Origin of the sequence: Rhodoferax sp. (assembly GCF_025354435.1) — a bacterium.
Classification (GTDB): domain Bacteria; phylum Pseudomonadota; class Gammaproteobacteria; order Burkholderiales; family Burkholderiaceae_C; genus Rhodoferax_B.
Window position 1 is genome coordinate 11,918 of sequence record NZ_JANXMU010000080.1, and the last position, 26,481, is coordinate 38,398.

21 protein-coding genes are annotated in these 26,481 nt (G+C 63.5%); 13 read left to right on the top strand and 8 right to left on the bottom strand.

Annotation, left to right across the window (positions count from 1 at the left end; genetic code table 11):
• The first annotated feature begins 13 nt into the window (after positions 1 to 13).
• The 4 genes from Q0T48_RS20015 to clsB are packed head-to-tail and all read left to right on the top strand — an operon-like array spanning position 14 to position 3,356.
• Complete coding sequence (locus Q0T48_RS20015) at positions 14 to 961, top strand: PfkB family carbohydrate kinase (protein WP_295960203.1); 948 nt, start codon at positions 14 to 16, stop codon at positions 959 to 961.
• Positions 958 to 1,404 carry a dihydroneopterin triphosphate diphosphatase gene (nudB, locus tag Q0T48_RS20020; RefSeq protein ID WP_295960206.1) on the top strand — a complete coding sequence of 149 codons (447 nt, stop codon included), beginning with the start codon at positions 958 to 960 and terminating at the stop codon, positions 1,402 to 1,404. The genes Q0T48_RS20015 and nudB overlap by 4 nt, the downstream gene beginning before the upstream one ends.
• The gene (locus tag Q0T48_RS20025; protein ID WP_295960209.1) at positions 1,401 to 2,129 is read left to right on the top strand and encodes an endonuclease/exonuclease/phosphatase family protein; all 729 of its coding nucleotides are present in this window, start codon (positions 1,401 to 1,403) and stop codon (positions 2,127 to 2,129) included. Before nudB ends, Q0T48_RS20025 begins: the two co-directional genes overlap by 4 nt.
• A gap of 12 nt (positions 2,130 to 2,141) precedes the next feature.
• Positions 2,142 to 3,356, top strand: a complete 1,215-nt coding sequence (gene clsB / locus Q0T48_RS20030) for a cardiolipin synthase ClsB (RefSeq protein ID WP_295960212.1) — start codon at positions 2,142 to 2,144, stop codon at positions 3,354 to 3,356.
• On the opposite strand, the gene Q0T48_RS20035 is transcribed toward clsB, so the two are convergent.
• Entirely contained in the window at positions 3,353 to 5,290 is a 1,938-nt protein-coding gene (locus Q0T48_RS20035; protein WP_295960214.1) for a methyl-accepting chemotaxis protein, read from the bottom strand. The genes clsB and Q0T48_RS20035 overlap by 4 nt on opposite strands.
• Before the next feature lie 229 nt (positions 5,291 to 5,519).
• Between Q0T48_RS20035 and Q0T48_RS20040 the strand changes: the two genes are divergently transcribed.
• Positions 5,520 to 7,121 (top strand): alkaline phosphatase D family protein, encoded by a 1,602-nt coding sequence (locus tag Q0T48_RS20040; RefSeq protein WP_295960216.1) that lies wholly within the window; start codon positions 5,520 to 5,522, stop codon positions 7,119 to 7,121.
• Here the strand turns inward: Q0T48_RS20040 and Q0T48_RS20045 are convergent.
• Together Q0T48_RS20045 and Q0T48_RS20050 are read right to left on the bottom strand one after the other, a co-directional pair.
• The gene (locus Q0T48_RS20045; RefSeq protein WP_295960217.1) at positions 7,118 to 8,008 is read right to left on the bottom strand and encodes an EamA family transporter; all 891 of its coding nucleotides are present in this window, start codon (positions 8,006 to 8,008) and stop codon (positions 7,118 to 7,120) included. The genes Q0T48_RS20040 and Q0T48_RS20045 overlap by 4 nt on opposite strands.
• 54 nt (positions 8,009 to 8,062) lie before the next feature.
• Positions 8,063 to 8,719, bottom strand: coding sequence for an AraC family transcriptional regulator (locus tag Q0T48_RS20050; protein WP_295960219.1), 657 nt, complete (start codon positions 8,717 to 8,719; stop codon positions 8,063 to 8,065).
• A gap of 214 nt (positions 8,720 to 8,933) precedes the next feature.
• On the opposite strand from Q0T48_RS20050, the gene Q0T48_RS20055 reads away from it, so the two are divergent.
• Complete coding sequence (locus Q0T48_RS20055) at positions 8,934 to 11,000, top strand: diguanylate cyclase (RefSeq protein WP_295960221.1); 2,067 nt, start codon at positions 8,934 to 8,936, stop codon at positions 10,998 to 11,000.
• A gap of 72 nt (positions 11,001 to 11,072) precedes the next feature.
• On the opposite strand, the gene Q0T48_RS20060 is transcribed toward Q0T48_RS20055, so the two are convergent.
• From Q0T48_RS20060 to xdhA, 3 genes are all read right to left on the bottom strand, one after another.
• The gene (locus Q0T48_RS20060) at positions 11,073 to 12,455 is read right to left on the bottom strand and encodes an MFS transporter (RefSeq protein ID WP_295960223.1); all 1,383 of its coding nucleotides are present in this window, start codon (positions 12,453 to 12,455) and stop codon (positions 11,073 to 11,075) included.
• A 103-nt stretch (positions 12,456 to 12,558) separates the two neighbouring features.
• Complete coding sequence (gene xdhB / locus Q0T48_RS20065) at positions 12,559 to 14,892, bottom strand: xanthine dehydrogenase molybdopterin binding subunit (RefSeq protein ID WP_295960225.1); 2,334 nt, start codon at positions 14,890 to 14,892, stop codon at positions 12,559 to 12,561.
• On the bottom strand, positions 14,889 to 16,349 hold the full coding sequence (xdhA, locus tag Q0T48_RS20070; protein WP_295960229.1) for a xanthine dehydrogenase small subunit: 1,461 nt from the start codon (positions 16,347 to 16,349) through the stop codon (positions 14,889 to 14,891). Before xdhA ends, xdhB begins: the two co-directional genes overlap by 4 nt.
• A 353-nt stretch (positions 16,350 to 16,702) precedes the next feature.
• On the opposite strand from xdhA, the gene Q0T48_RS20075 reads away from it, so the two are divergent.
• The 6 genes from Q0T48_RS20075 (at position 16,703) to Q0T48_RS20100 (ending at position 23,674) form a co-directional block, all read left to right on the top strand.
• Positions 16,703 to 18,238 carry an ABC transporter ATP-binding protein gene (locus tag Q0T48_RS20075; protein ID WP_295960232.1) on the top strand — a complete coding sequence of 512 codons (1,536 nt, stop codon included), beginning with the start codon at positions 16,703 to 16,705 and terminating at the stop codon, positions 18,236 to 18,238.
• Positions 18,225 to 19,295, top strand: a complete 1,071-nt coding sequence (locus Q0T48_RS20080) for an ABC transporter permease (protein ID WP_295960235.1) — start codon at positions 18,225 to 18,227, stop codon at positions 19,293 to 19,295. The genes Q0T48_RS20075 and Q0T48_RS20080 overlap by 14 nt, the downstream gene beginning before the upstream one ends.
• Positions 19,295 to 20,215, top strand: coding sequence for an ABC transporter permease (locus Q0T48_RS20085; RefSeq protein WP_295960238.1), 921 nt, complete (start codon positions 19,295 to 19,297; stop codon positions 20,213 to 20,215). The genes Q0T48_RS20080 and Q0T48_RS20085 overlap by 1 nt, the downstream gene beginning before the upstream one ends.
• 58 nt (positions 20,216 to 20,273) lie before the next feature.
• A complete protein-coding gene (locus tag Q0T48_RS20090; RefSeq protein ID WP_295960240.1) occupies positions 20,274 to 21,437 on the top strand; it encodes a BMP family ABC transporter substrate-binding protein in 1,164 nt (387 codons plus the stop codon).
• A 207-nt stretch (positions 21,438 to 21,644) separates the two neighbouring features.
• On the top strand, positions 21,645 to 22,622 hold the full coding sequence (locus Q0T48_RS20095) for an aromatic ring-hydroxylating dioxygenase subunit alpha (RefSeq protein ID WP_295960244.1): 978 nt from the start codon (positions 21,645 to 21,647) through the stop codon (positions 22,620 to 22,622).
• Positions 22,622 to 23,674, top strand: a complete 1,053-nt coding sequence (locus Q0T48_RS20100; protein ID WP_295960246.1) for an adenosine deaminase — start codon at positions 22,622 to 22,624, stop codon at positions 23,672 to 23,674. Before Q0T48_RS20095 ends, Q0T48_RS20100 begins: the two co-directional genes overlap by 1 nt.
• Positions 23,675 to 23,851: 177 nt before the next feature.
• Here Q0T48_RS20100 and Q0T48_RS20105 read toward each other — a convergent pair whose 3' ends face one another.
• Entirely contained in the window at positions 23,852 to 24,469 is a 618-nt protein-coding gene (locus Q0T48_RS20105) for a hypothetical protein (protein WP_295960249.1), read from the bottom strand.
• Positions 24,439 to 25,158 (bottom strand): hypothetical protein, encoded by a 720-nt coding sequence (locus Q0T48_RS20110; protein ID WP_295960253.1) that lies wholly within the window; start codon positions 25,156 to 25,158, stop codon positions 24,439 to 24,441. Before Q0T48_RS20110 ends, Q0T48_RS20105 begins: the two co-directional genes overlap by 31 nt.
• 306 nt (positions 25,159 to 25,464) lie before the next feature.
• Between Q0T48_RS20110 and Q0T48_RS20115 the strand changes: the two genes are divergently transcribed.
• Positions 25,465 to 26,439, top strand: a complete 975-nt coding sequence (locus Q0T48_RS20115; RefSeq protein WP_295960256.1) for an IS5 family transposase — start codon at positions 25,465 to 25,467, stop codon at positions 26,437 to 26,439.
• The last annotated feature ends 42 nt before the right edge of the window (positions 26,440 to 26,481 follow it).

Sequence of the window (26,481 nt, forward strand, 5' to 3'; positions counted from 1 at the left end):
ACAGAGAGGCGCTATGGGTGAGATTTTGGGTTCGTACAGTAGCGTGGCCGCGCCTGCGTTGGGGCCGCGCATCAGCACGGTTGGGCATGCGGCGCTGGACCATTGTTTTGATATTGCGGCGTTTCCGCACCAACCCACCAAAACCCCGGCCCAGCAGTACCGCATGGTGTCGGGCGGCATGGCGGCCAATGCGGCGATTGCGGCGACCCGGTTGGGCGCGCGGGTAGGGCTGTTCGGGGCGGTAGGCGACGACGAGGCGGGGCAGTTTCTGGCGCGGCGGGTGCAGAGCCTGGGCGTAGACTGTGTGGGGCTGCAGCGGGTGCCGGGAGCCACCTCGTCGATCTCGGCGGTGGTAATCGATGCACACGGCGAGCGGCAGATCTTCAATTGTCGGGGCGATGCCTTGCACAAGGCGCTCCCCATGGACGTGTCAGGCCTGCGGGGTTCGGACGTGGTAATGGTTGATCCGCGCTGGATGGCCGGGTCGTTGGCGGCCTTGCACTGGACGCGGGCGAACGGCGTGCTGAGCGTGCTCGACGGCGATTTGTCCCCCCAAGAAGATTTACAAGCGTTGAGCGCTTTGGCCGACTGGTCGGTGTTTTCCGAATCCGGCCTGATGGCGTTTGCACCGGGTTTGTCCGTTGAATCCGCCTTGCAATCCGCACTGGATACCGGGACCCACGTGGCGGTGGTCACCCTGGGCCCGCGGGGCGTGCGCTGGATGCGGCACGACGGCGTACTGCACAGCATCGACGCATTTCCGGTAAAGGCGGCGGATACCAACGGTGCGGGCGATGTGTTTCACGCAGCCCTGGCGCTGGCTTTGGCGCAAGGGCAGGGCGACCGCGATGCGATACGGTTTGCCGCCGCCGCAGCAGCGCTGAAATGCAAGCGCACCGGTGGCGTGGGCAACGCGCCCGACCGCAGCGAGCTAGACCAGTTTTTGGCCGCGCACAGTTGAGTACCTTCAAAATCCCCGAGTCCGTGCTGGTGGTGATCCATACCGCCGCATTGGATGTGCTGCTGATCCGCCGGGCCGATGCCGACGAGTTCTGGCAATCGGTCACCGGCAGCAAAGACAGTTTGGACGAGGATTTCCGCGATACAGCCGTCCGCGAGGTGGCCGAAGAAACCGGAATCAAAGTATCGCCCAACCAGCTACGTGACTGGCAGCTGGAAAACATTTATTCTATTTATCCCCAATGGCGGCACCGCTATGCACCGGGCGTGCTGCAGAACCGCGAGCATTTGTTCAGTCTGCAGGTGCCTGCCGATACGCCCGTGGTGCTGAGCCCACGCGAGCACACGGCCTACCAATGGTTGCCGTACCATGCTGCCGCACGTGCCTGCTTTTCACCCTCTAACGCCGAGGCTGTTCTGATGCTCCCTCGCTTTTGCCCATGACGATCCTCCGGGTGGCTACCTACAACATCCACAAAGGCGTGCAAGGCCTGGGTCCGATCCGACGGCTGGAGATCCACAACCTGGGCCACGCGGTCGAGCAGCTGGATGCCGACATCATTTGCCTGCAAGAGGTGCGCAAGCTCAACCGCAGCGAACAAAAATACTTCACCCATTGGCCCGACCTGCCGCAGGCTGACTACCTGGCTCCCGAGGGCTTTGAAGCGGTGTACCAGACCAACGCCATCACCCGCCACGGCGAGCACGGCAATGCCTTGCTGTCGCGCTGGCCGGTGGTATGGCACAAGCACGAAGACATGTCGGACCACCGCTTCGAGCAGCGCGGCCTGCTGCACGTGCATGTGATGGTGCACGGCGTACCCGTCCACGTGATCGTGGTGCACCTGGGGCTGATTCCGGCCAGCCGCGCGCGCCAAGTGCAGCAACTGGCCACCTACATTGCCCGCGATGTGCCGCCCGACGCGCCGGTGATCGTGGCGGGCGACTTCAACGACTGGGGCAGCCAGATGCGCCACGCGCTGAACCGCATCCACATGTACGCTTTTGACAAGGCGGGCGTGCGCACCTACCCCTCGCGTCTGCCGCTGGCGCAGTTGGACTACGTGTACGCCCGCGGCCTGAAACCCGTGGGGCTGGAAGTGCCGCGTGGGCGCATCTGGTGGCGCATGTCAGACCATCTGCCGCTGCTGGCAGAGTTTGAAATGTGAGCCGCATGCCGCATGCCGCGTTCCCGTCCCCGTCTGCGCACGGGCCACAGCCTGGATTTATTGGAAGGCAGCCGCGCCTTCTTCCCCGCCCTGGTGGCCGCCATGGACGCGGCCCAGCACGCAGTACGGCTGGAAACCTATATTTTTGACTGCACCGGCGCGGGGGCCGAGGTGGCCGAAGCGCTGCTGCGCGCCGCCCAGCGCGGGGTGCAGACCTGCGTGGTGGTCGATGGCCTGGGCACCGGCACGCTGCCCGAGGAATGGAGCGCGCGCTTCACTGCCGCAGGCGTGCAGTGGCGGGTGTACTCGCCGGTAAACATGTTGGCCCTGCTGCTGCCCACGCGCTGGCGGCGGTTGCACCGCAAGCTGTGTGTGGTGGATAGCACGGTGGCCTTTTGCGGTGGCATCAACATCCTGGACGACTTCCACGACCCCAATTTTGGGACCCTGGATGCGCCGCGCTTTGACTTTGCAGTGCGCATCACCGGCCCTATCGTGGGCCACATCGACACCACCATGCAAGTGCTGTGGCGGCGGCTGCAGGCCGTGCGCGACCTGCGCCAGCACAAGCTGCAAGAAGCGGTACAGACCTTCTTATCGGCCAAGCCCCGAAGCCTGCCTACTCCTGAAACAATAGCTGCTGATGCAGTATCCACCAGCGCTGCGCTGGTTTTACGTGATAATTTGCGCAGCCGCACCCGGATCGAGCGTGCCTACCTGCGGGCCATCGCTGGAGCCCGGCACGAGATCATCATTGCCAACGCTTACTTCGTGCCCGGCTTTCGCCTGCGCCAGGCACTGGTGGCCGCGGCCGAACGCGGCGTGCGGGTGCAGTTGCTGCTGCAGGGCAAGTATGAATACTTCATGCAGTTCTACGCGGCGCGGCCGGTGTACGGCGTGCTGCTGGGCGCTGGCGTGGAGATCCATGAGTACGCCCCCAGCTTTTTGCACGCCAAGGTGGCGGTGGTCGATGGCCACTGGGCCACGGTGGGTTCGTCAAACCTCGACCCCTTGAGCCTGCTGCTGGCCCGCGAAGCCAATGTGGTGGTGGAAGATGCCGCCTTTACCGCCGCCCTGCGCGAGCGCCTGCTGCGGGCCATGGCCGAGGGTGGCCAGCCCATGGACCCGGCCACCTACGCCGCCCGCCCACTGCGCCAGCGCGGCCTGGAATACGTGGCCATGCTGGTGATGCGGCTGGCCTTGCTGGTTACCGGGAAACGTTACTAAACCAGCTTGAACACCGCTACCGCCTGCGCCAGCCGCTCGGCCTGGTCGCGCAGGCTTTCCGCGGCAGCGGCGGATTGCTCCACCAGTGCAGCGTTTTGCTGGGTCATTTGGTCCAACTGGCCCACGGTGCTGTTGACCTGGCCGATACCGTCCGACTGCTCGGCCGCGGCGGCGGTGATTTCGCCGATGGTGTCGCTGACGCGCTTCACCGAGCTGACGATCTCATCCATGGTGCTGCCTGCGTTCTGCACCAGCCGCGAGCCCGATTCCACCTTGTCTACCGACGCACCGATCAGCGTCTTGATCTCTTTGGCCGCCTCGGCGCTGCGCTGGGCCAGGCTGCGCACTTCCGATGCCACCACCGCAAAGCCACGCCCCTGTTCGCCCGCGCGGGCGGCTTCCACGGCGGCATTCAACGCCAGGATATTGGTCTGGAAGGCAATACCGTCGATCACGCCAATGATGTCGGCAATCTTTTTCGAGCTGTGGTTGATGTCGGTCATGGTGGCCACGACCTCGCCCACTACGGCACCGCCGCGCGCCGCCACGGCGGCGGCAGATGCGGCCAGCTGGTTGGCCTGGCGCGCGGCATCGGCCGACTGCTGCACGGTGCTGGTGAGCTGCTCCATGCTGCTGGCGGTACGCTGCAGGTTGCTGGCGGTTTGCTCGGTGCGCACGCTCAAATCCTGGTTGCCGCTGGCGATCTCGGCGCTGGCCGTGCCTATGCTTTCCACGGCGGCGCGCACCTGCGACAGGGCTTGCAGGTAGCGCTGGCGCATGCCTTCCACCTCGTTCACCAGCGCGCCGATTTCGTCCTGGCGCTGGGTGCTGAAGGCGCGGGTCAGGTCGCCGTGGGCCACAGCGGTCACGGCCACCGTCAGCTCGGCCAGCGGCAGGCTCACGGTGCGCCGCACCAGCACATACAGGCCCACGCCCAGCAGCACGGTGGTGGCGGCAAGCAGGCTCCAGATCACGGTCATGTTGCGCCAGTACTCGGCCATGGCCTCGCTCTCGGTCACCTCGGCCACCAGCCAGTTGCTGCCTGCCGCGGTTTTGCGCATCACCGCCCAGGTGTCGGTGGGCGTGCTGCCCAGCAGGGTGTCGGCCTTGCGCACATAGCCGTCGGGTGCGGTGGACAGGGCGGTCAGGAACGGTTCCGCCTGGGGGAAGGCTTCCAGCACTTTTTTGCCCTTGGCCGTGGGGTGGATGGCAAATTTGGCATCGGCCAGCGGGCCGCGTGCGTCCAGAAAATAGATGCCGCCGGTGGCAAAGAACTTGGATTCGGCCACCTGTTTGTCCAGCGCTGCCTGCTGCAGGGTGATGTCGCTGCCCACAAAAAAGATGCCGATGGTGGCGCCGGCCGCGTCCTTGATGGGCTCGTAGCGCGTCATGTACGGCGTGCCAAACAGCACTGCCGGGCCGGTGTAGGTTTGCCCGGCCTGGATCAGCGCGTAGGCCGGGTGGCTGCGGTCCAGCACGGTGCCCATGGCGCGTGCGCCGTCCTGCTTTTTCAGCGAGGTGGTGATGCGCAGATAGTCACCCCCCTTTTTGGCAAACACCGTGGCCACGCCGCCGGTGTCCAGGGTGAACTGGTCTACCGCGCTGAAGTCGTCGTTGACTACTTTGTCGGCATTGCTCAACTGACCGGTGGCCGGGTCCAGGGTGAGGGTGGGGCCAAAGCTGTTGCGAAAGCTGCGGAACGCGCGCTGTACCAGTTCGCGGTTGATGCGGTCGTAGGCATCGGCCACCGCCACCATGCTTTGCACCCGCTCGGTCACGGTGCTGACCAGTTGGGCATGGGTGCTGCGCTGCTCGATCACGCCAATTGCCACGCCCACGGCCAGCAGCACTGCCGCCAGGCCGACAAAAGACAGCCAGGCCAGCCTGCGGGCGACCAAAGTGCGGGAAACCGGGGCGGTGGGGGAGTGGTCCATGGCGCCGTCCTTGTAAATATTTGTAATGACGTGGAATGGAGCGCATGTTACCCCTCTGCGCAGCCCCGGCAGATTTATCGAATGCTGCAGTTTTTATAGCTGCTCGTGCTGGTTCCATCAGCACGAGAGGCCGATTTTTTATAAATCTGCGGCGGCTGCGTCACAGGCATGACATCTGGCTTTTCCACAGTGCGGCCACTCCCTTTGATCCACTACCTAAAGACTTGCCATGGACCGCCGCACATTTTTGAATGCCACCACCGCCCTCACGGGCGCTACCGTTGTTGCCCCGCTGCACAGCTTTGCCCAAGCCCAGCCCGCGGCCCCTGCCATCATCACCCGCGACAACATGCGCCCGCAGATGGCCCAGGGCGTGCAAAGCGGCGATCCCCAGGCTGACCGTGCCATGGTCTGGACCCGTAGCGACCGCCCGGCCCGCATGTGGGTCGATTGGTCCACCACCGCCAGCTTCGCCAACCCCACCCGCGTGCGCGGCCTGTACCTGATGGAGGGCAGCGACTTCACCGGCCGCCTGGACCTGGCCAGCCTGCCCGCCGGGCAAGAGATTTTTTACCGCGTGGTGCTGCAAGACCTGCACAACGAGCGCGTGCTGTCCGAGCCGGTGCGCGGCCACCTGCGCCTGCCTGCCGCGGCGGGCAGCAAAGCGCTGCGCGACGTGCGCTTTACCTGGAGCGGCGACACTGCTGGGCAAGGCTGGGGCATCAACGAAGCCTGGGGCGGCATGTCGATCTACGAGCAGATGCGCAAGGTCAACCCCGACTTCTTTTTGCACAGCGGCGACATCATCTACGCCGACGGCCCCATCAGCGCCCAGGTCACGCTGCCCGACGGCACGCTGTGGAACAACCTCGTCACCGAAGAGGTCAGCAAGGTGGCCGAAACCTTGAACGACTACCGGGGTCGCCACCGCTACAACCTGCTGGATGCCAACATCCGCCGCATGGCCGCCGACGTGCCGCAGATCTGGCAATGGGATGACCACGAGGTGACCAACAACTGGTCCGACTCCAAAGACCTGCGTGGTGATGCCCGCTACACCCAGAAAAACATGCCCCTGCTCACCGCCTACGGTGCCCAGGCTTTCCACGAATACGCACCCCTGCGCCGCACCGCCGATGTAGAGAGCCAGCGCGTCTACCGCTACCTGCCCCAGGGCCCGCTGCTGGACATGTTTGTGGTGGACATGCGCAGCTACCGCGGCGCCAGCAGTGCCAACCTGCAAACCACCGAAACGGCCGACAGTGCCTTCATGGGCCGCCCGCAGGTGGATTGGTTGCTGGACGGCCTGAAGCAGTCCAAAGCCGTGTGGAAAGTGATTGCTGCCGACATGCCCATCAGTCTGCACGTGCCCGACGGTAAGGATGCCGAAGGCCGCGACAAATGGGAGGCCATTGCCAATGGCGACGACGGCCAGCCCCTGGGCCGCGAGATCGAAATCGCCCGCCTGCTGCGCGAGATCAAGCGTGCAGGCATCCAGAACGTGGTGTGGCTGACGGCCGACGTGCACTACACCGCCGCCCATTACTTCGACCCCAACAAGGCCCAGTTCAGCGACTTTGCTCCGTTCTGGGAATTCGTTTCGGGCCCGCTGAATTCAGGCAGCTTTGGCCCCTGCAAGGTGGACGGCACCTTCGGCATGCAAGTGGCCTACCAGAAAGCCCCGCCGGTGCAGAACACCGCCCCCAACGGCGGCTTCCAGTTCTTCGGCCAGGTGGACATCGATGCCAAAACCCGCGCCATGACCGTCACGCTGAAAGACCTGACCGGCGCCTCGCTGTTTGTGAAGATGCTGGAGCCGCAGCAGGCTTAACGCTGCCGTACTTCGGCGGCCATCACCACCGCCAGCCCGGCAAGCACACCGCCCAAGCCGATCCACGCACCCAGCGTGGTCTGCTCGTGCAGCACGGCCACTGCCAGGCCAAAGGCCACCAGCGGCTCGGCCAGCGCCAGCGTCACCGCCGTGGAGCTGGCCACCCAGCGCAGCGCGTAGCTGAACAGCAAATACGCCACCCCGGTGGCCACGACACCCAGGTAGCCGACCACCAGCACATCGGTAGCCGTGGCGCTGAACACCCCAGACACCGCCAGCGCCACCGGCACGGCCACCAGTGCCGCCGCGCCAAACACGCACAGCGTCACCGTGGCAGGCGGCGCGGCCCGCACCAGCCCCTGGTTGAGTACGGCATAGGCCGCGTAGCTCAAACCCGCCGCCAGACACAGCAGCGTGCCGCGCAGACTGACGGCATGGTCAGCCCCGCCGCCCAGCACCATCAGCATGCCCCCGGCCACCGCCAGTAGCGTGCCCAGCCACCAGGCCGGGCGAGGAGTCTGCCGGGTGAAAAGCCGCTGCAACACGCCCGCCCATACCGGCCCGCTGCCCAGCGCCACCGCCGTGCCGATGGCCACGCCGTTGGCCTTGACCCCGGCAAAAAACGCCAGGTTGTAGCCCGCCACGCAGATGCCCGCCAGCAGCACCCGGCCCCAGGGCAGCGACCGCAGATCGCCCGCCCAGCGGCTGCGCGGCACGGTCAAAAGTCCGTAAATGGCGAAGAAGCCCGAGGCCACCACCAGCCGTAGCGCGCCGATCCAGTAGGCGGACAAATGAGGGGGTTCCAGGCTTTGGGCGGTGCCGGTCGTGCCCCATAAAACGGCGGCGGCCAGCACCATCAGACTGCCGAGAAGGGTTTTGTTATGCATGCGCCGATGGTGGGGCAGGGCGCGCAGGGAAATGTCGAGAAACTCTCGTACTGCTCAGCTGCGCAGGCTCTTGGCCCCTACACCCTGGTCGCGCTTCAAGGCGTAGGCCAGGGCGCTGGCACTGCGGTAGCCCACCTGCAGCGCGGCGGTGTCCAGCGGCATACCGGTCTGGACCAGGGCCATCGCCCGCTGCAGCCGCCGGGCCCGCAGATAGCTTTGCGGCGGGCTGCCGGTCAGCTCCAGCAGGCGGGCGTGGAAGCGCTGGGGGCTCAGATGGAACAGCGCGGCCATGCGGGCCGTGGTCCAGGGCGCGTGCAGTTCGGCATCCAGCGCGGCATCCAGGGCGGCCAGCGTGATGCTGCGGCGCTGCAAAATTTGCGGGGCCTGCAGCAGGTCGGCCAGCGCCAGAGGATGCATCGCCAGATCCCGGCGCAGTGGCGGCACGGCAAAGCGTTTGACCCGGTCCATACCGGCTTGTGCGGGCGCATCCATCACCCACATGCGGGTGTTGGCCGTGGCCACAAAGCCGTGCGCCACCCCGGCGGGCACGATCACCCCGCAGGCCGTATCGGCAAAGCTGGCGCGGCCGCCAATCTCCAGCTCCATGCGGCCTTGCAGAGCAAACATGATCTGGGCGTGGTCGTGCGCATGGGCCTGGTGCTCGCCGCTGTAACGGCGCACGTCCCATTGGGCTTTAAAAAAAGACTCCATAACTAACTATAAACGCAAGTTAAAAGCGGATAAAGCACGGTGCTACGGCATGGTAGGTGTGTATTTGTGCCGGTTTTTTGTTATTTTGCTAGACAGTAGAGAAGGCTCCGGTAAAAATCAATTGGTTACAAATCAAGAGGGGGTTGCTGCGACCTGTCGTTACAGAGGGGTGGAGGGGTTCCTTGGATTTTGTAGTTCCACACAAAAACAAGATATGACCCGACTATCCGATCCTTTGGAAACCCTTGTCCCATCCACGCCGCTCCGGCGATTTTCTTGGCGCTGGTGCTGGCAGGCGATGGGCATGCTCAAGGTGCGGATACTGCTGGTGGCGGTGGGGTCGGCCCTGCTGTCGGGTGCGGCATCCAGCTACTTCATGGCGCGCGAGAGCGAACAGGTGGTGCGCAGCAGCTTTAGCCAACAGCAGCAGGATTCGGTCTATCTGGTGGCCGATCTGGTGGACACCCGGCTGCGGCGCATGCAGTCCAATCTGCGCTTGCTGGCCGCCGACATCCCTTTCGCACAGCTGGCCCACCCGGCAGCCCTGGGGCAGTTGCTGCGCAACCACCCGTTGGCGCTGGACCAGTTTTTGGCGGTACAAGTAGTGCAGTCCGACGGCACCGTGCTGGCATCGGCCAGCCAGTCCCCGCAAGATGTGCCCGACCCTGGTTTCAGCCACCAGGCAGTGTTCCAAACCACCTTCAGCACCGGGGCTAGCGGCATTACCGAGCCGGTACTGAGCGTGCAGACACGGGAGCCGGTGGTGGTGGTGACGGTGCCCGTGCGCGGCCCCGACGGCCAGACCGCGGCCGTGCTGGCGGGCGCGGTGTCGCTGCGTTCGGCCGACTTGCTGCCTGCGGCGGTTTCCACGTTGGGTAATTTTTCGGCCGTGCTGGTCATCTACAGCCGGGCCGGTGTCATCTTGTCGCACCCCGATGCCCAGCACCGCATGCTGCCTGCGGCCGACGAGCCCGGCCTCGGCGACATGCTGGCGCGGCGGCGGGGGGGTGGATCGGCGGATTTGCCGCACTACCTGGTGGCCACGGCCCAAGTGCCCGCCGCCGGTTGGACGGTGGCCCGCGTCACCGCCGCCGACTACGCCCTGGCACCGCTGCGCCAGGTGCACGCCCGCTCCTGGCTGGTGGTGCTGGGCATCATGGGCATCTGCGCGGCTTTGTCCACACTGCTGATTGCCAACATCACCCGGCCCATCACCCAACTGCGTGACCGGGCGCAGCGGCTGCTGGGCGCGGGGCGTGCCGTGTCCGAAGACTGGCCCCGGGCCCGCGGCGAGATCGGCCAGTTGGTGCAAGTGTTTCGCCACGTGACGCTAGAGCGCGGCCGGGCCCAGGCGGCCCAAAGCGCCATGGTCGAGCAGCTGATGGCGATTTTGAAGAACTCGCCGGTGGGCATCGTCATTACCCGCGACAGCCGGTTCGAGCTGGTGGGCAGCCACGCCAACTACCTGTTTGGCTACCCCGAAGGCGAGCTGCTGGGGATGGATGCGGGGGTGATTTACCCTTCGCCCGAGGCCTACCTGGCGGTGGGTGAACGCTACCGCGCAGCCTTCAAAACCCAGGGCTCGTTCGACGGTGACGTGCAAATGCGGCGCAAGGACGGCAGCAGCCTGCTGGTGCGCATGCGGGGCCGTGGCGTGATCGACGGTGACCCCAGCGCCGGGGTGATCTGGATCCTGAACGACGTGACCGCCGCCCGCGCCCGTATCGACGAGCTGGCCTGGTCGGCCACCCACGACAGCCTCACCCAACTGGTCAACCGCCGCGACTTCGAGGCCCGGCTGGCCCATGCGGTAGAGCTGGTCAAGCAGCCACTGTCGCGCCAGACCGACCACCTGGGCTGCTGCGCCATGTTCATCGACCTGGATTACTTCAAGGCCATCAACGACGCGGCCGGCCATGCGGCGGGCGACGAAGTGCTGCGCCAGATCGCCCGCCTGCTGGAGTCGCTGGTGCGCCAGAGCGACACCGTGGCCCGCCTGGGCGGCGACGAATTTGCCATCCTGCTACCCGGCTGCACCCTGAAGCGGGCCCAGAAAATCGCCGAACAGGTGCGCTCCGGGGTCGACGCGTGGCGCATGGACTGGCGCGAGCACTCGTTCCATCTGGGTGCCAGCATCGGCGTGGTCCAGCTCAACCCCGACCTGCCCCAGGTCGCCGCCGTGCTGGAAGCCGCCGACAGCGCCTGCTACGAGGCCAAACGCAGCGGCCGCAACCGGGTCGTAACCTATGGCCAACAGCTGGAAGTGGCGCTGCGCGACTAAAAACTGTTTGCTATTATTTATATAGCTACTAGCATAGACAGGATATACGCTAGAACTCTATTTTTCTTAAACTCAGTCTGCTGAGAGTTCTTCGAGCGCCATGCCGCGCGTTTCGATCCCCATGAAGAACACCAGCGCCGCGGCCACCACAAAACACATCGCGCCCACGGTGAACACGCCGCCCTGGCCCCAGCTGGGCAGCACCACGCCCACGATGGCGGGGCCCAGCAGCGAACCTACGCGGCCTACCGCCGAGGCAAAGCCCGAACCCGTGGCCCGCACGCCAGTGGCGTACAGCTCGGGCGTGTAGGTGTACAGCACGGCCCACATGCCGAACAAGAAGAACTGCATGCACAGGCCGGTGGCGATCAGCAGGTTTTCCTGCCCGCTGAGCGCGCTTTGGCCGTACAAAAACGCCATCAGCCCTCCGCCCAGCAGCGAGGCGATGCAGGTCGGCTTGCGGCCCCATTTCTCGACCAGCCAGGCGGCTGTCAAAAAGCCCGGAATGCCGCCCAGCGAGATCAGCACCGTGTACAGCACCGACTTGGTCACCGCAAAGCCGCCTTGCTGCAGCAGCGCACCCAGCCAGGTCGTCAGCCCGTAAAAGCCCAGCAGCGCAAAGAACCACAGGCCCCAGACCATGAGGGTGCGCTGGCGGTGCAGCGGCGACCACAGGGCCATGAAAGAGTTGGTTTTGCTGGGGGCCGAAGCCTGCGCCAGCGACCAGATGGGCTCCGGCAGGGAGTCCACCTTCAGGCTGGTTTTAACTTTGGCCTCAAACTTTTGCAAGGTCGCTTCAGCCTCGGCATGCCGCCCCGCGTGCTCCAGCCAGCGTGGCGACTCCGGGATAAAGCGGCGCACCACCAGCAAAAACAGCGCCGGAATCGCCAGCACCATGAACACCGTGCGCCAGTTGCTCGATGCCAGCACAAAGTACGAAATCAGCCCCGCGCAAATAAACCCCAGCGGCCAGAACCCGTCCATCAGCGCCACGTACTTGCCGCGCGCCTTGGCGGGGATGAATTCGGCCATCAGCGTCTGCGCCACCGGGAACTCCATGCCCATGCCGACCCCCAGCAAAAACCGGTAGAAGCCCAGCGTGGTGGCATCCCCCGCTGTGGAGCACAGGTAGCTGGCCACCCCCCACACCACCATGCTCACCTGGAACACCGGCTTGCGGCCAAACCGGTCCGCCAATAGCCCTGAGCTGGCCGCGCCTAGCACCATACCGACAAAGCTCATGCTGGCCAGCGCGCCCGCCTGGGCCGAGGTGAGGCCAAACTCGGTCTTGATCGAGCCCAGCACAAAAGTCATCATGCCCAGGTCGATCGAGTCGAAGAAGAAGGCCAGCGCGATGATGAAAAAAATCAGCTTGTGGTAGCCGCTGACCGGCAGCCGCTCCAGCCGCGCCGCGGCCTGCGGACCCATGGACTTTTTAGATGGTGTGCCCCGCATACCGCTTCTCCCTGTGAAAACTATGAACCAGGTTCATTGTGGGGAGCGGCTGGTTCACGCCCTGCGCGTGGTACGACACAGGTTTGTATGGATACGACGAGATCTACTGTGTATTTAGCGCCCACAGCACGTTCTCAGCCGTGGCCGGAGCCGCCAGCTGTACCACCGCGCCATCCCCACGCGCCGAGGCAATGGCCTCCTTCAGTGCCTCGAACACGCTGATCGCCAGCATGAACGGCGGTTCGCCCACGGCTTTGCTGTTGAACACGGTGTCTTCGCGGTTGGGCTGCTCCCACAGCGCCACTTTGAAGTGCGCGGGGATGTCGCCGGTGGCGGGGATTTTGTAGGTGCTGGGGGCGTGGGTGCTGAGATAGCCCTTGGCGTTCCACACCAGTTGCTCGGTGGTCAGCCAGCCCATACCCTGGATGAAGCCGCCTTCGACCTGGCCGATGTCGATGGCCGGGTTGATGCTGGTGCCCGCGTCATAGAGCACGTCGATTTTCAGCACGCGACTTTCGCCGGTGAGGGTGTCGATGGCCACCTCGGTGCAGGCCGCGCCGTAGGCGAAGTAGTAGAACGGGCGGCCCGTCAGCGTGGTTTTGTCGTAGTGGATTTTGGGTGTGCGGTAGAAGCCGTCGCTCCACAGCTGGATGCGGTTGGCGTAAGCCTGTTGCACCAGGCTGGCAAACGGGCGACTGGTGCTGGGGGTGATGACCTGGCCGCCCTTGAACTGCACGGCCCCGGCACCGCAGTTGTCCAGCCCGGCGGCGAATTGCGCCAGGTTGTCGCGCACATTGCGGGCGGCGTACTGGGCGGCGCGGCCATTCAGGTCGGTGCCGCTGGATGCCGCGGTGGCCGAGGCGTTGGGCACCTTGCTGGTGTCGGCCGCGGTGGCCAGCACGCTGGCAAAGGGCACGCCCAGCTCGTCGGCCACGATTTGCGCCACCTTGGTGTTCAGGCCCTGGCCCATCTCGGTGCCGCCGTGGTTTACCTGCACGCTGCCGTCGGTGTAGACGTGGACCAGCGCACCGGCCTGGTTGAACAGCGTGGCGGTGAACGAGATGCCGAACTTTACCGGTGTGATGCTGATGCCGCGCTTTATCACCGGGCTGGCCGCGTTCCAAGCCGAAATGGCCTCTCGCCTAGATATGTACTGCGCTGTTTGCTCTATTTTTGAGAGCATGGGGTGCAGAATGTTATCTTCCACCTGCATGCCGTAGTGGGTGAAGTTGCGTGTGGCGTTGGGCGTGTCGGCAGCGTCGTACAGGTTGTGGCGGCGCACGGCGAGCGGGTCCAGTTTGAGCTGCCGGGCGATCTCGCTGAGGATGGTCTCGATCACGATCACGCCCTGTGGACCGCCGAAACCGCGGAAGGCGGTGTGGCTCTGGGTGTGGGTTTTGACGCGGTACGAGGCGATGTCCACATCGGCCAGAAAGTAGGCGTTGTCGGCGTGGAAGACGGCGCGGTCGGCCACCGGGCCGCTCAGGTCGGCGCTGAAGCCGCAGTTGGCCAGCATGGTGAGCTGCAGGCCGCAGAGGAGGCCTGCGTCGTCATAGCCCACGGTGTAGTCGTAGGCGAAAGGATGGCGCTTGCCGGTGACCATGAAGTCGTCGTCGCGGTCGAAGCGCAGCTTGACCGGGCGGTGCAGCGTGTGGGCTGCCACAGCGGCCCACACGGCCAGGTGCCCGGCCTGGGTTTCCTTGCCGCCAAAGCCGCCCCCCATGCGGCGGCATTCGACCTTGACGGCGTTGTTGCTCAGGCCCAAGGCGTGCGATACCCAGTGCTGCACCTCGCCAGGGTGCTGGGTGCTGGAGTGCACGATCCACTGGCCTTGCTCTTGGGGCAGTGCGTAGGCGACCTGGCCTTCGAGGTAGAAGTGCTCTTGCCCGCCCACTTCGAGCTGGCCGCTCAGCGTGTGCGGGGCGCTGGCCAAAGCCTGTGCGGCATCGCCGCGGCGTACAAACACGGGTGGCAGCACATAGCTTTGGGCGGCGTGGGCGGCGCGCACGTCCAGCAGGGCGGGCAGGGCCTCGATGTCCAGCTTCACGGCGCGGGCGGCTTCGCGGGCTTGCATCACCGTGTCGGCCACCACCAGGCCGATTACCTGGCCGATGTGCAGTACGGTGTCGATGGCGAACACCGGCTCGTCGTGGGCAAAGGCGGCCAGCATCTTGTCGCCGGGGATGTCCTGGCTGAGGATGACGGCCTGCACGCCGGGCATGGCGCGTGCGGCCCGGCTGTCCACGCCCAACAGCTTGCCGTGGGCCACGGTAGACAAGATAGGCGCGGCATGCAGGGTGCCGCGCAGTTCGGGCAGGTCGTCGATGTAGTGGGCCGCGCCCGCCACCTGGGCGCGGGCGCTTTCGTGCGGCTGGCTGGTGCCTGCGGAGGCCGTATTGACAGGCTTGGAGATGCTGAGTTTGTCGGGGGCGTTCATGCGCAGGCCTCCACGTCGAAAGTGGCAAGGTTGATCTGGGTCTGCCCCTGGCTTTCCAGCCAGAAGCGTTGCAGCAGATTGCCCATCACCTCGCTACGGTAGGCGGCGCTGGCCCGCATGTCGGAGATGGGCTGGAACTCGGCGCGCAGGGCTGCTGCGGCGGCGTGCGCCGTTGCCAGAGTCCAGGGCTGGCCGACCAGGGCGGCCTGGGTCTGCACGGCGCGCACCGGGGTGGCGGCGACTCCGCCTACGCCGATGGAGGCGGTGGTGACGATGCCGTCCACTACGGTCAGGCTTAGCGCCAGGCAGATGGCAGAGATGTCATCGTCGAACCGCTTGGAGATTTTGTAGATGCGCATGAATTCAGCACCCGCATGCGGTACCTTGATCCACGCCAGCACCTCGTCCGCCGCCATCACATTCGTACGGTAGCCGGTGTACAGATTCTCCAGCAGCAGCTCGCGCTCCCCGCGCTGGCTGGCCAGCACCACGCTGGCCCCCAGGGCGATCAGCAGCGGCATCGAGTCGCCAATCGGCGAGCCGTTGGCCACGTTGCCGCCCAGGGTGCCCGAGTTACGCACCGGCAGCCCGGCAAAGCGGCTGGCGAAGCTGTGCAGTTGTGGGCGGCTGGCGACCAAGGCGGTATACGCATCGTGCAGGGTGACGGCGGCACCGATCTGCAAGCCGTCTGCCTGGTGGATGGTCTGGCGCAACTCGTCCACCTGGGTCACGTCGAGCACGCTGTCGAAGTGCTTGTGCATTTTGGTGACCCACAGGCCCACGTCGGTACATCCGGCCACGATCTGGGCCTGGGGGTGGGCGGCGCGGGCGGCGGTCAGCTCGGCCAGGGTACGCGGTGATTTATAAGCAAAATCGGCTTCTGGCGCAGGAACGATAAGCGCAAGCTGCTCTAGATGTTGTAGCAAGGCGGCCTCGTCTATGCGCACGGCGGGCAGGTGCTCCATGGCCTGGGCGGCATCCAGAATCGGCCGGTAGCCGGTGCAGCGGCACAGGTTGCCCGACAAGGCTTCTTGCGCGCCCGTGCGGCTGATGGCCTGGCCCTGGCAGGTGCTGTTCTGGTACATGCCAAACAGGCTCATCACAAAGCCGGGGGTGCAGAAGCCGCACTGGGAGCCGTGGCACTGCACCATGGCTTCTTGCGCGGGGTGCAGGCTGCCGTCGGCCTGGGCGATGTCTTCCACTGTCCACAGTGCCATCCCATCGATGGAGTGGGCCAGACGGATGCAGCTGTTGATGGCGCGAAAGCGCAGCGTGCCGTTTTCGGGTTCGGCCAGCACCACCGTGCAGGCACCGCAGTCGCCTTCGCCGCAACCTTCTTTGGTGCCGGTGGCCCCCAGATCTTCGCGCAGCACCTGCAGCAGCGTGCGGTCGGGCGGCACGTTGTGCAGCGTCACGGTCTGGCCGCGCCGGATGAAGCGGAGGGGTTGGGTCGTCATGGCTTAAAAATCCTTAGCGTGAAATAGCTTTCAAGGCCCGGGGTGCAGTGCGCCCGGGTCCGTGCAAGTGGGGTGCAGTGGGCAGATGCACTGCTAGCAATAGTTACACCACCCATTTTGGTGCATTTGGTGGCCTCAGAAGGTGTTTTAGGGGCTGCTGACGGTTAGGATACGCGGGGTTTGCAGGCTGTGTACCGCCATTGTTCGCAATTTTTTTGCTGTTGGCACTGAGCTTGCTGGGGTATGCCCTAGGCAGTAAGGGTTTTACAAGGATTTGCTACTAAAAAAGTAGCTGCTTGTGTAGGTCTTATCTGCGCTAGCACTGTTATTTTTATAAAGATGAGTCTTTCCGCATGGCACCACCCAGACTGCAACTGACGAACATCACCAAGCGCTACCCGGCGGTGGTAGCCAACAGCAACGTCTCGTTGACGGTGCAGCCCGGCGAGGCGCATGCGGTGCTGGGCGAGAACGGCGCGGGCAAGTCCACGCTGATGAAGATCATCTACGGATCGGTCAAGCCCGACGAAGGCACGGTGCTGTTCAACGGGCAGCCGGTGCACATCCGCAACCCGCAGGAGGCGCGGGCGCTGGGCATCAGCATGGTGTTCCAGCACTTCAGTTTGTTCGACACCCTGACGGTGGCCGAAAACGTGTGGCTGGGCCTGGACAAGAGCCTGAGCCTGGCCGAGGTAACCCAGCGCATCACCGCCAAGGCCAGCGCCTACGGCCTGGACATCGATCCCAGCCGCCCGGTGCACACCCTGGCCGTGGGCGAGATGCAGCGGGTGGAAATCATCCGCGCGCTGCTGACCAACCCCAAGCTCCTGATTCTGGACGAGCCGACCTCGGTGCTGACCCCGCAGGCGGTAGAAAAGCTGTTTGTGGTGTTGAACCAGCTGGTGTCCGAGGGCTGCAGCATTTTGTACATCAGCCACAAGCTGCACGAAATTCGGGCGCTGTGCACCGCCTGCACAGTGCTGCGCGGCGGCACGGTGACCGGGGTGTGCAACCCGGCCGAGGAAACCAATGCCTCGCTGAGCCGCTTGATGATCGGCGCCGAGCCGCCCGCGTTGCAGCACCGCGCCGTGCAAACCGGGGCCACGGTGTTGAAAGTGCAGGCCTTGCAACTGGCGCGCGAAGACCAGTTTGGCGTGGAGCTGGAGAGCATCTCCCTGCAGGTCAAGGCGGGCGAGGTGGTGGGCATTGCGGGCGTGTCGGGCAACGGCCAGCGCGAGCTGCTGTATGCGCTGTCGGGCGAAGACACCCGCTGCGATGCGAGCATGGTGCAGGTGATGGGCCAGCCCGTTGGCAAACTGGGGCCGCAGCAGCGGCGCACGCTGGGCCTGCATTTTGTGCCCGAGGAGCGGCTGGGTCGGGGGGCTGTGCCTACGCTGGGCCTGGCGCACAACCTGATGCTGACCCGCACCGATGCCATCACCTCCAGCGGTTGGATCAAGCTGGGCGTGCTGCAAACCCAGGCCCAAAGCATCATCGACCGCTTCAAGGTCAAAACCGGCGGGCCGAATGCGGTGGCCAAGTCGCTCTCAGGCGGCAATTTGCAGAAATTCATCGTGGGCCGCGAAATCGATGCCAAGCCGAAGCTGCTGATCGTGTCGCAGCCCACCTGGGGTGTGGACGTGGGCGCGTCGGCGCAGATCCGGGGCGAGATTCTGGCCCTGCGCGATGCCGGGTGCGCAGTGCTGGTGGTCAGCGAAGAGCTGGACGAGTTGTTTGAGATATGCGACCGGCTGCACGTCATTGCCAAGGGGCGGCTGTCGCCCTCGGTGGCGCGCACCGATGCCACAGTGGCGCAGATTGGAGAATGGATGAGCGGTTTGTGGAATGCAGCCAACGTACCTGCGGAGGCGGCCCATGCTCAAGCTTGAAGCCCGCCCCCAGCCGTCCAAATTCTGGGGCTATGCCTCGCCCATCCTGGCGCTGCTGGTCACGGTGGTGGTGGGCGTGGCTCTGTTCATGGCACTGGGCAAGGACCCGGTCAAAGGCCTGCAGGTGTTCTTTTGGGAGCCCATCAAATCGCCGTACGCCTTGGGCGAGCTGATGGTCAAGGCCACGCCGCTGCTGATCATTGCGCTGGGGTTGGCGGTGTGCTTTCGCTCCAATGTGTGGAACATCGGGGCCGAGGGGCAGTACCTGATCGGAGCCATCTTTGCCAGCGGCGTGGCGCTGCTGGCCGACAAGGACACCACCGGCTGGATCGTGGTGCCGATTTTGCTGGCCGGGGTGCTGGGCGGCATGGTGTGGGGCGGCATCACCGCGCTGCTGCGCGACAAGTTCAACGCCAGCGAAATCCTGGTCAGCCTGATGCTGGTCTACGTGGCCGTGCTGGTGCTGAGCTACATGGTGGACGGCCCCTGGAAAGACCCGCTGGGACACAACTTTCCGCAGACCAAAAACTTTGATGCCATCACCCGCATCCCCCGGCTGTTCAAGGGCTCGCGGGTCAGCATCGGGCTGTTGATTGCGCTGGTGGGCGTGGCCGGTTTGTGGGTGTTCTTGTTTCGCACCCGGGCTGGGTTTGCCCAGCAGGTGGGCGGGCTGGCACCGGCCGCTGCGCGCTACGCCGGATTTTCCTCGCGCAAGGCTTTGTGGATTGCGCTGCTGACCTCCGGTGGCGCTGCCGGGCTGGCCGGTGCGCTGGAAGTGGCCGGACCGCTGGGCCAGCTCACGCCGTACGTGCCTGCGGGCTACGGCTTTGCGGCCATCATCGTGGCCTTTGTGGGGCGACTGCACCCGGTGGGCATGGTGTTCTCGGCCGTGCTGATGAGCATGTTCTATATCGGCGGCGAACTGGCGCAGTCGCGCCTGGGCTTGCCGAAATCATTGACCGGGGTGTTCCAGGGCCTGCTGTTGTTCAGCCTGCTGGCCTGTGACACGCTCATCGCCTACAGCGTGCGGTTCAAAGTTCGCAAAGGAAGCATCTGATGGAATCGCATTTCTTGCTCTTCGGGGCCATGCTGAATGCTGGCACGGTACTGGCGCTGGCGGCCCTGGGCCTGCTCATCAACGAGAAGGCCGGTGTGGTCAACCTGGGGGCCGAGGGCATGATGCTCTGCGCCGCCATTGCTGGGTTTGCCACCGTGGTTAACACCGGCAGCGACTGGCTGGGCTTTGCCGCCGGGGCCGGTGCGGGGGCCTTGCTGGCCGCCATTTTTGGCGTACTGGTGATCTGGCTCAACACCAACCAGTACGCCACCGGCCTGGCGCTGAGCCTGTTTGGCGCGGGCTTTTCGGCCTTTGCCGGGATTCACTACGTGCAGGAAAAACTGCCCGAGCGGGTGCAGTTCAAGGTGCCGGTGCTGGGCGATATTCCGTTGATTGGCCCAGCCCTGTTCCATCAGCATCCACTGGTCTACGTGACGATGGCGCTGGTGGGCGGCATGGTCTGGTTCTTGTACCGTACGCGTGCCGGGCTGGTGCTGCGCGCCGTGGGCGAGTCGCCCGAGTCGGCCCATGCGCTGGGTTATCCGGTGCGGCGCATCCGCTTCATGGCGGTGCTGGCCGGTGGGGCGATGTGCGGCCTGGCCGGTGCTTTCATCTCGCTGGCCTACACGCCCCTGTGGGTGGAGGGCATGGTAGCCGGGCGCGGCTGGATCGCCCTGGCCCTGACCACCTTTGCCACCTGGCGGCCCGCCCGTGTGCTGATGGGGGCCTACCTGTTTGGCGGCGTGACCATGCTGGCGTTTGCCATGCAGGGCGCTGGGGTGGACATCCCGACGCAGTTCCTGAGCATGCTGCCCTACATTGCGCCCATCGTGGTGCTGGCCATCATCTCGCGCAACCCGGCGTGGATTCGCATCAACATGCCTGCGTCGCTGGGGAAACCGTTTTATCCCGGTTCATAATCATTTTGTTACATAGTTCCAACCTGTCTCCTTTTTTCAACCCGTCGAAAGAGCTTTCATGACTGCAATGAAGAAACGTACCTTGATCCAACTCGCTGCCGCGTCTGCGGTGGCCGCCGCCCTGGTGGGCTGTGGCAAGAAGGAAGAGCCCGCGCCTGCGCCCGCTGCGGCCCCTGCGTCTGCCCCTGTGGCCGAAGCCGCACCTGCCAAGCCCGAGCCGCTCAAGATTGCGTTTGCCTACCTTGGCCCCGTGGGCGACGGTGGCTGGACCTATGCCCACGACCGGGGCCGCCTGGCGCTGGAAAAAGAACTGGGCGACAAGATTGTCACCAGCTACGTGGAAAACGTGCCTGAATCGGCCGATGCCGAGCGCGTGTTCCGCGACATGGTGGGCCAGGGCAACAAGCTGATTTTCGGCACCACCTTTGGCTACATGGAGCCCATGCTCAAGGTGGCCGCCGACTCCAAAGACATCAAGTTCGAAAACGCCACCAGCTACAAAACTGCTGAGAACGTGCGCACCTACGACAGCCGCACCTACGAAGGCGCGTACATGGCCGGTGTGATCGCCGGCTCGATGACCAAGACCAATGTGCTGGGCATCGTTGGTTCGGTGCCAATTCCGGAAGTGATCCGCAATATCGACAGCTTCACCCTGGGCGCGCAAAGCGTAAACCCGAAGATCAAGACCAAGGTGGTCTGGGTCAACGAATGGTTCAGCCCGCCCAAAGAAACCGAAGCCGCCACCTCGCTGATCAACGGCGGTGCCGACATCCTGTTCCAGAATACCGATTCTTCGGCTGTACTGAAGACGGCTGAAAGCAAAGGCAAGCGCGCCTTCGGTTGGGATTCCGACATGTCGGCCTACGGTCCTAAAGCGCACCTGGCATCCAGCATCATCAACTGGGGTCCGTACTACATCAAGGCCACCAAGGACGCGCTGGACGGCAAGTGGGCCACCAGCCAAAGCTGGTACGGCGTGAAGGAAGGCGCGATCGACGTGGTGTCCATCGCCGAAGACGTGCCTGCCGCTACAAAGGCCAAGATCGATGAGATCAAAAAGGGCTTGGCCGACGGCAGCTTCTCCATCTGGAAAGGCCCCATCATGGGCCAGAATGGCAAGGAAGTGGTCGCCAAGGACGTGGTGGCCGACGATGCCTTCCTGCAAGGCGTTAACTTCTACGTCAAGGGCGTAGAAGGCAAGGTTCCGGGCGGGAAGTAGGTACACCCCAAGGCTCCAGCGCAAGCGCTTTTCGCCCACCCCCTTGCAGGGGGCAACAGCAGCAGTCTGGCGGAGCCAGCCCTGCGCTGTTCTGGAGGGGGCTGCGCTGCGCTGGCCTTGTGGAAAAAGGGAGTTTGTTCCCTTTGAAAGCCGCTCTTGGGAGCGGCTTTTTCGTTTGGGCATGGTCTTTGCTGATACCTTCAGAAGATGATTGAAAACACTTTTTGGCACCCGGTGGCGGCCAGCGCGGATCTGGCGGGGGAGCCGGTGTCCGTGGTGCTGCTGGAGCAGGCGGTGGTGCTGTGGCGCGACGCAGCCGGGGTGGCGCATGCCTGGGCCGACCAGTGCCCGCACCGCGGCGCGCGGCTGTCCCTGGGGCGGGTGTGCGGAGACCGGCTGGAGTGCCCCTACCACGGTTGGCAGTTTGCGGCCTCTGGGCAATGCGTGCATGTACCGGCCTTGCCCGCGTTCACGCCGCCCGCCACGCACACCGCGCGTACTTTTGCGGCTTGCGAGCGCTACGGTCTGGTGTGGGTACGGCTGGAGGCATCCGCTGTGCCGGTGGTCGCCTTTGCCGCCGAGGACGACCGCCGCCTGCGCAAGCTCATTTTCGGGCCGTATGACGTGGCCACCAGCGCGCCGCGCCTGGTGGAGAACTTTCTGGACATGGCGCACTTTGCCTTTGTGCACGAGGGCTGGCTGGGCACGCGTAGCGCATCCAGCATCGACGACTTCCGCGTCGAGACAACAGCCACCGGCCTGCTGGCCACGCAGTGCAAGGCCTGGCAGCCGCAGTCCAGCGTGCACGCCCTTGGCCCGGCGCAGGTCGAATACACCTACGCGGTGGATGCACCTTACACGGCGGTGCTGACCAAGCTGCCCGACCCGGCCAGCGTGGCCCTGGCCGATTTCAGCGAGGCGATTGGCCTGTTCATCTGCCCGGTGGAGCCGGAGCGCAGCCGGGTCTGGTTTAGACTGGCCTGCAGCGACTGGGTATCCACGGACGCCACGTTGCAGGCCTTCCAGCACACCATCTTCGAACAGGATCGGCCGGTGCTGGAATCGCAAACCCCCCAGTGCCTGCCGCTGGACCCGCGCGCCGAGCTGCACACCGTGGCCGACAAGGCCTCTGCCGCCTACCGCCGCTATCTGAAACATCTGGGCATTACTTTTGGAGTCTGCTGATGACCACCCTATCTTTTACCGTACCCGCCATTGCGCCTGAGCGCCTGCCCGACCTGCTGCGCGGCATGCCCAAGGCCGAGCTGCACATCCACATCGAAGGCTCGCTGGAACCCGAGCTGATCTTCGCCCTGGCCCAGCGCAACCAGGTCGCCATTCCCTATGCCAGCGTCGAAGAGTTGCGCAGCGCCTACGCCTTCACCAACCTGCAAAGCTTTCTGGACATCTACTACGCCGGGGCCAGCGTGCTGTTAGAAGAGCAAGACTTTTACGATATGGCGCACGCCTACCTTGCTCGGGCAGCTATCGATAACATAGCGCATACCGAAATCTTTTTCGACCCGCAAACCCATACCGTGCGTGGCGTGGCGATGGAGACCGTCATCCGCGGCCTGCACCGCGCCTGCGTGGATGCACACAAGCAGTGGGGTATCAGCGCCGTGCTGATCCTGTGCTTTCTGCGCCACCTCAGCGAAGAAGATGCGTTTGCCACCCTGGAGCAGGCCCTGCCGCTGCGCGACAAGTTCATCGGCATCGGCCTGGACTCCAGCGAGCTGGGCCACCCGCCCGAGAAGTTCGCCAAAGTCTTCGCCCGCTGCCGCGCGCTGGGTTTTCGCCTGGTGGCCCACGCAGGCGAAGAGGGCCCTCCTGCCTACATCTGGAGCGCGCTGGACGTGCTGAAGGTGGAGCGCATCGACCACGGCGTGCAGTCCACCCAAGACCAGCTGCTGATGCAGCGCCTGGCCCGCGACCGCATCCCGCTAACCGTCTGCCCGCTGTCCAACCTCAAGCTGCGCGTGTTCCCCGACCTGGCCCAGCACAACCTCGGCGCGCTGCTCGACGCAGGCCTGGTGGCGATGGTCAATTCAGACGACCCGGCCTACTTCGGCGGCTATCTGAACGAGAACTTCACCCAGATCTTCGCCGCCACCGGCTTGACCGTCCAACACGCTTACCAGCTCGCCGCCAACAGCTTCGAGGCCAGTTTCATCCCCGCAGAGCAGAAGCAGGCGCTGGTGGGCAGGCTGCAGGCGTATTTTGAGAAATTTGAATGAAATAGGGTTCTGGCGGATATTTGGCCTGTGCTGAGAGATATTGAATATGTGGCGCAGCCGATTTCCGACAAGGCAATCGCATTTAAATTCGTCGCGACTTCGGTAAAAACTCTAATATTGTTTTTTAGATGTAAAAAGCCCGCATAAAGCGGGCTGCTACAGATCGTTGTAGATTGCCTAATCTTGAATAGCTTGCACTTGAAGGGCATCCAGGAATGCATTGACTTTGCCCGACATTCCTATTTGGCTTCGGTCAATCGAAAATACTTGCTTGCCTCGCTTGGCTGAGGCGTAAAAATATTGGCTTGCTCCAGCCTCTGGTTCCACAAAATAAACTACATCTTCGTTGGCCGATGGTTGAATGGATGCATCCATGCTGTCAAGGTCGATCAGTCGCACTGTCTTGTAAATTCCCCTTCTGATAGCGGCATCGCCATAAATACGGTTCAACTTGTAGTTGGCTATCGGTAAATTTTCCAAAATCTCCTTTGCGGTGCCGATAGGTTGTACTTTTTGAGTTTTCACGAATCGCTCTTTAGAAACTGCAGTAAGGACGGCAATCGACGGAAAAGCGAACACTAGAGAGCGTTCGGTTACCGGTTTATTTAGCCTCTGTACGTTTGCCAAGACTTGCGTAATTTTGAGATCAGTTGCAGCATGAAAATCCGCCTTGTTCTTGTAGGGTTGGCCGTCAAACGTGTAATGTGTTGCGCAGCCAGACAAAATAATGGCTGCTGTAGTTAGTAAAATTTTGGCTATTTTTCTCAAAATATCTTTCCGCTGATTGACGTGCATTTTTCGATCGAGGTGATCACTGGTGCCAAGTTACCTAGTTTGCATTGAACTTGTTCGGATGGCGAGATGGATGGTATTGCATCATTCTGTTTGACAGGCGCAAATATTTTATTTTCGCCAGCATCAGTTTTTAGCTGCAGTTGGCTGAAGGCTGCTGCAGTTTGCCCGCATAGGGATTGAGGTGCAGGGTGCATGGTGGCCAGCTCCAGGCATATACCTACTGGGTGGCGAAATGCATCTTGCTGAACGGCATCGCGATACTCAATTTCGCCGTCTTGCCGCTTTATGGCGTAGCGTATGTGGTGACGGCTCACGGCTGAGGTGTCTAGCATAGAGCCTGCAAGTGCGCCTAGCAGTCCGGCAGCGAGCTGCGTTTTTGCAGAGTAATTATTGTTTGGCTTGAAGGCGTGGTCAATGTAGGAGGCGTTACCGAGTGCGCCGCCCAGTGCAGCGCCGCCATTGGTGCCTCTGGTGGACTCATCCACTGCTTGATTGTCAATCACTAGCCCGTAGGCTCCGGGTTCTCGCAAATCAACAATCTTAGTCTCCTGTATTTTCATACGCTGCTCCGGCGTGAGTGCACTCCAGGTTGTGCGCAGTACGACTAAGGTTTGCTGCGCCAATGCATGCGGTGCCAAGATAAATACTGCAATCGCAAGAATAGGTTTTAAGTGCTGCGTTATTTGCATGCGTGTTTGGTGGTGTTGCAAGGTACTTGAGCGGCTCGAAGCTCCTTTTCTGCTGCATGATGAATGGCAGATTTGAGCAAGTGATAGGGTACAGGGCAATCGCATCTAAATCCGTTGCGTCAGAAATATGGACTCCAAATAGTTCGTAACCCGACGCGTGAGGCGACGCTTGGTAGGGGGAGCTTGTTTCTTGCTCTTGTGCTGAGTGAGCTTTATGCGCCGTATGCAAGTTAGGGCAACGCTGAATAAGTCCCCACCTGGTGCGTGACTTGCATGCCAGTATTCATCCCTCGCAAGATGACAAAGATGAAGCAACAAACCCTGGCCATGGCCGCCGACCAAGAAGCCGGATTCGCCCAGCACCGCAAACCCACCCGGCGCGATGCATTCCTGCAGACGATGGAATCCATCGTGCCCTGGGCGGCGCTGTGCGCAGTCATCGAACCGCACTACCCTAAGGCAGGCAATGGCCGCCCGCCCATTGGACTGGAGCGCATGCTGCGCATCCACTTCATCCAGCACTGGTTCAATCTGGCCGACCTTTCGTGCGAAGAAGCCCTGTACGACAGCGCCAGTTTGCGCCGCTTCGTCGGCATCGACCTGGGGCGCGAGCCCGTACCCGATGCCACCACCTTACTCAAGTTCCGCCGCCTCTTGAACGAGCACAAACTGGGCGAGGCCTTGTTTGCCAAGGTCGGACAAGAACTGCAAGCCCGGGGTTTCAAAGTCAACACCGGCACTATCGTGGATGCCACCTTGATCAGCGCGCCCAGCTCCACCAAGAACGCAGACAAGGCACGGGACCCCGAGATGCACCAGACCCGTAAGGGTCAGCAGTGGTACTTCGGCATGAAGCTGCACATCGGCGTGGACAGCCAAACCGGGCTGGCACACAGTGCGGTCGTCACCGCTGCCAACATCCATGATAAACACCCCTTACCCGATCTGCTGCACGGCCAGGAGCGGCGCGTGTATGGCGACTCGGCCTACGCAAGCCAGAAGACCTTGATCCGGGGCAAAGCTCCCAAGGCCCACGACTTTACCAACCAACGTAGCCGTAGGGGCGGCGTGGTCGATGAGGGGATTCGCAGCAAAAACCGCAACAAGTCCAAGATCCGTGCCCGGGTGGAGCACGTCTTTGGCGTGGTGAAGAAGCTGTGGGGCTTTACCAAGGTGCGCTATCGGGGACTGGAGAAGAACGCGACGCAGGCATTCACGGCCCTGGCGCTGGCCAACATCTACCTGGGGCGCAAGGAGTTGCTGGCACAGGTGCGTCCGTAGGGGCGCAAAGTGGGCCCAAAGGCCCGCGAACCTAGCCCCAAG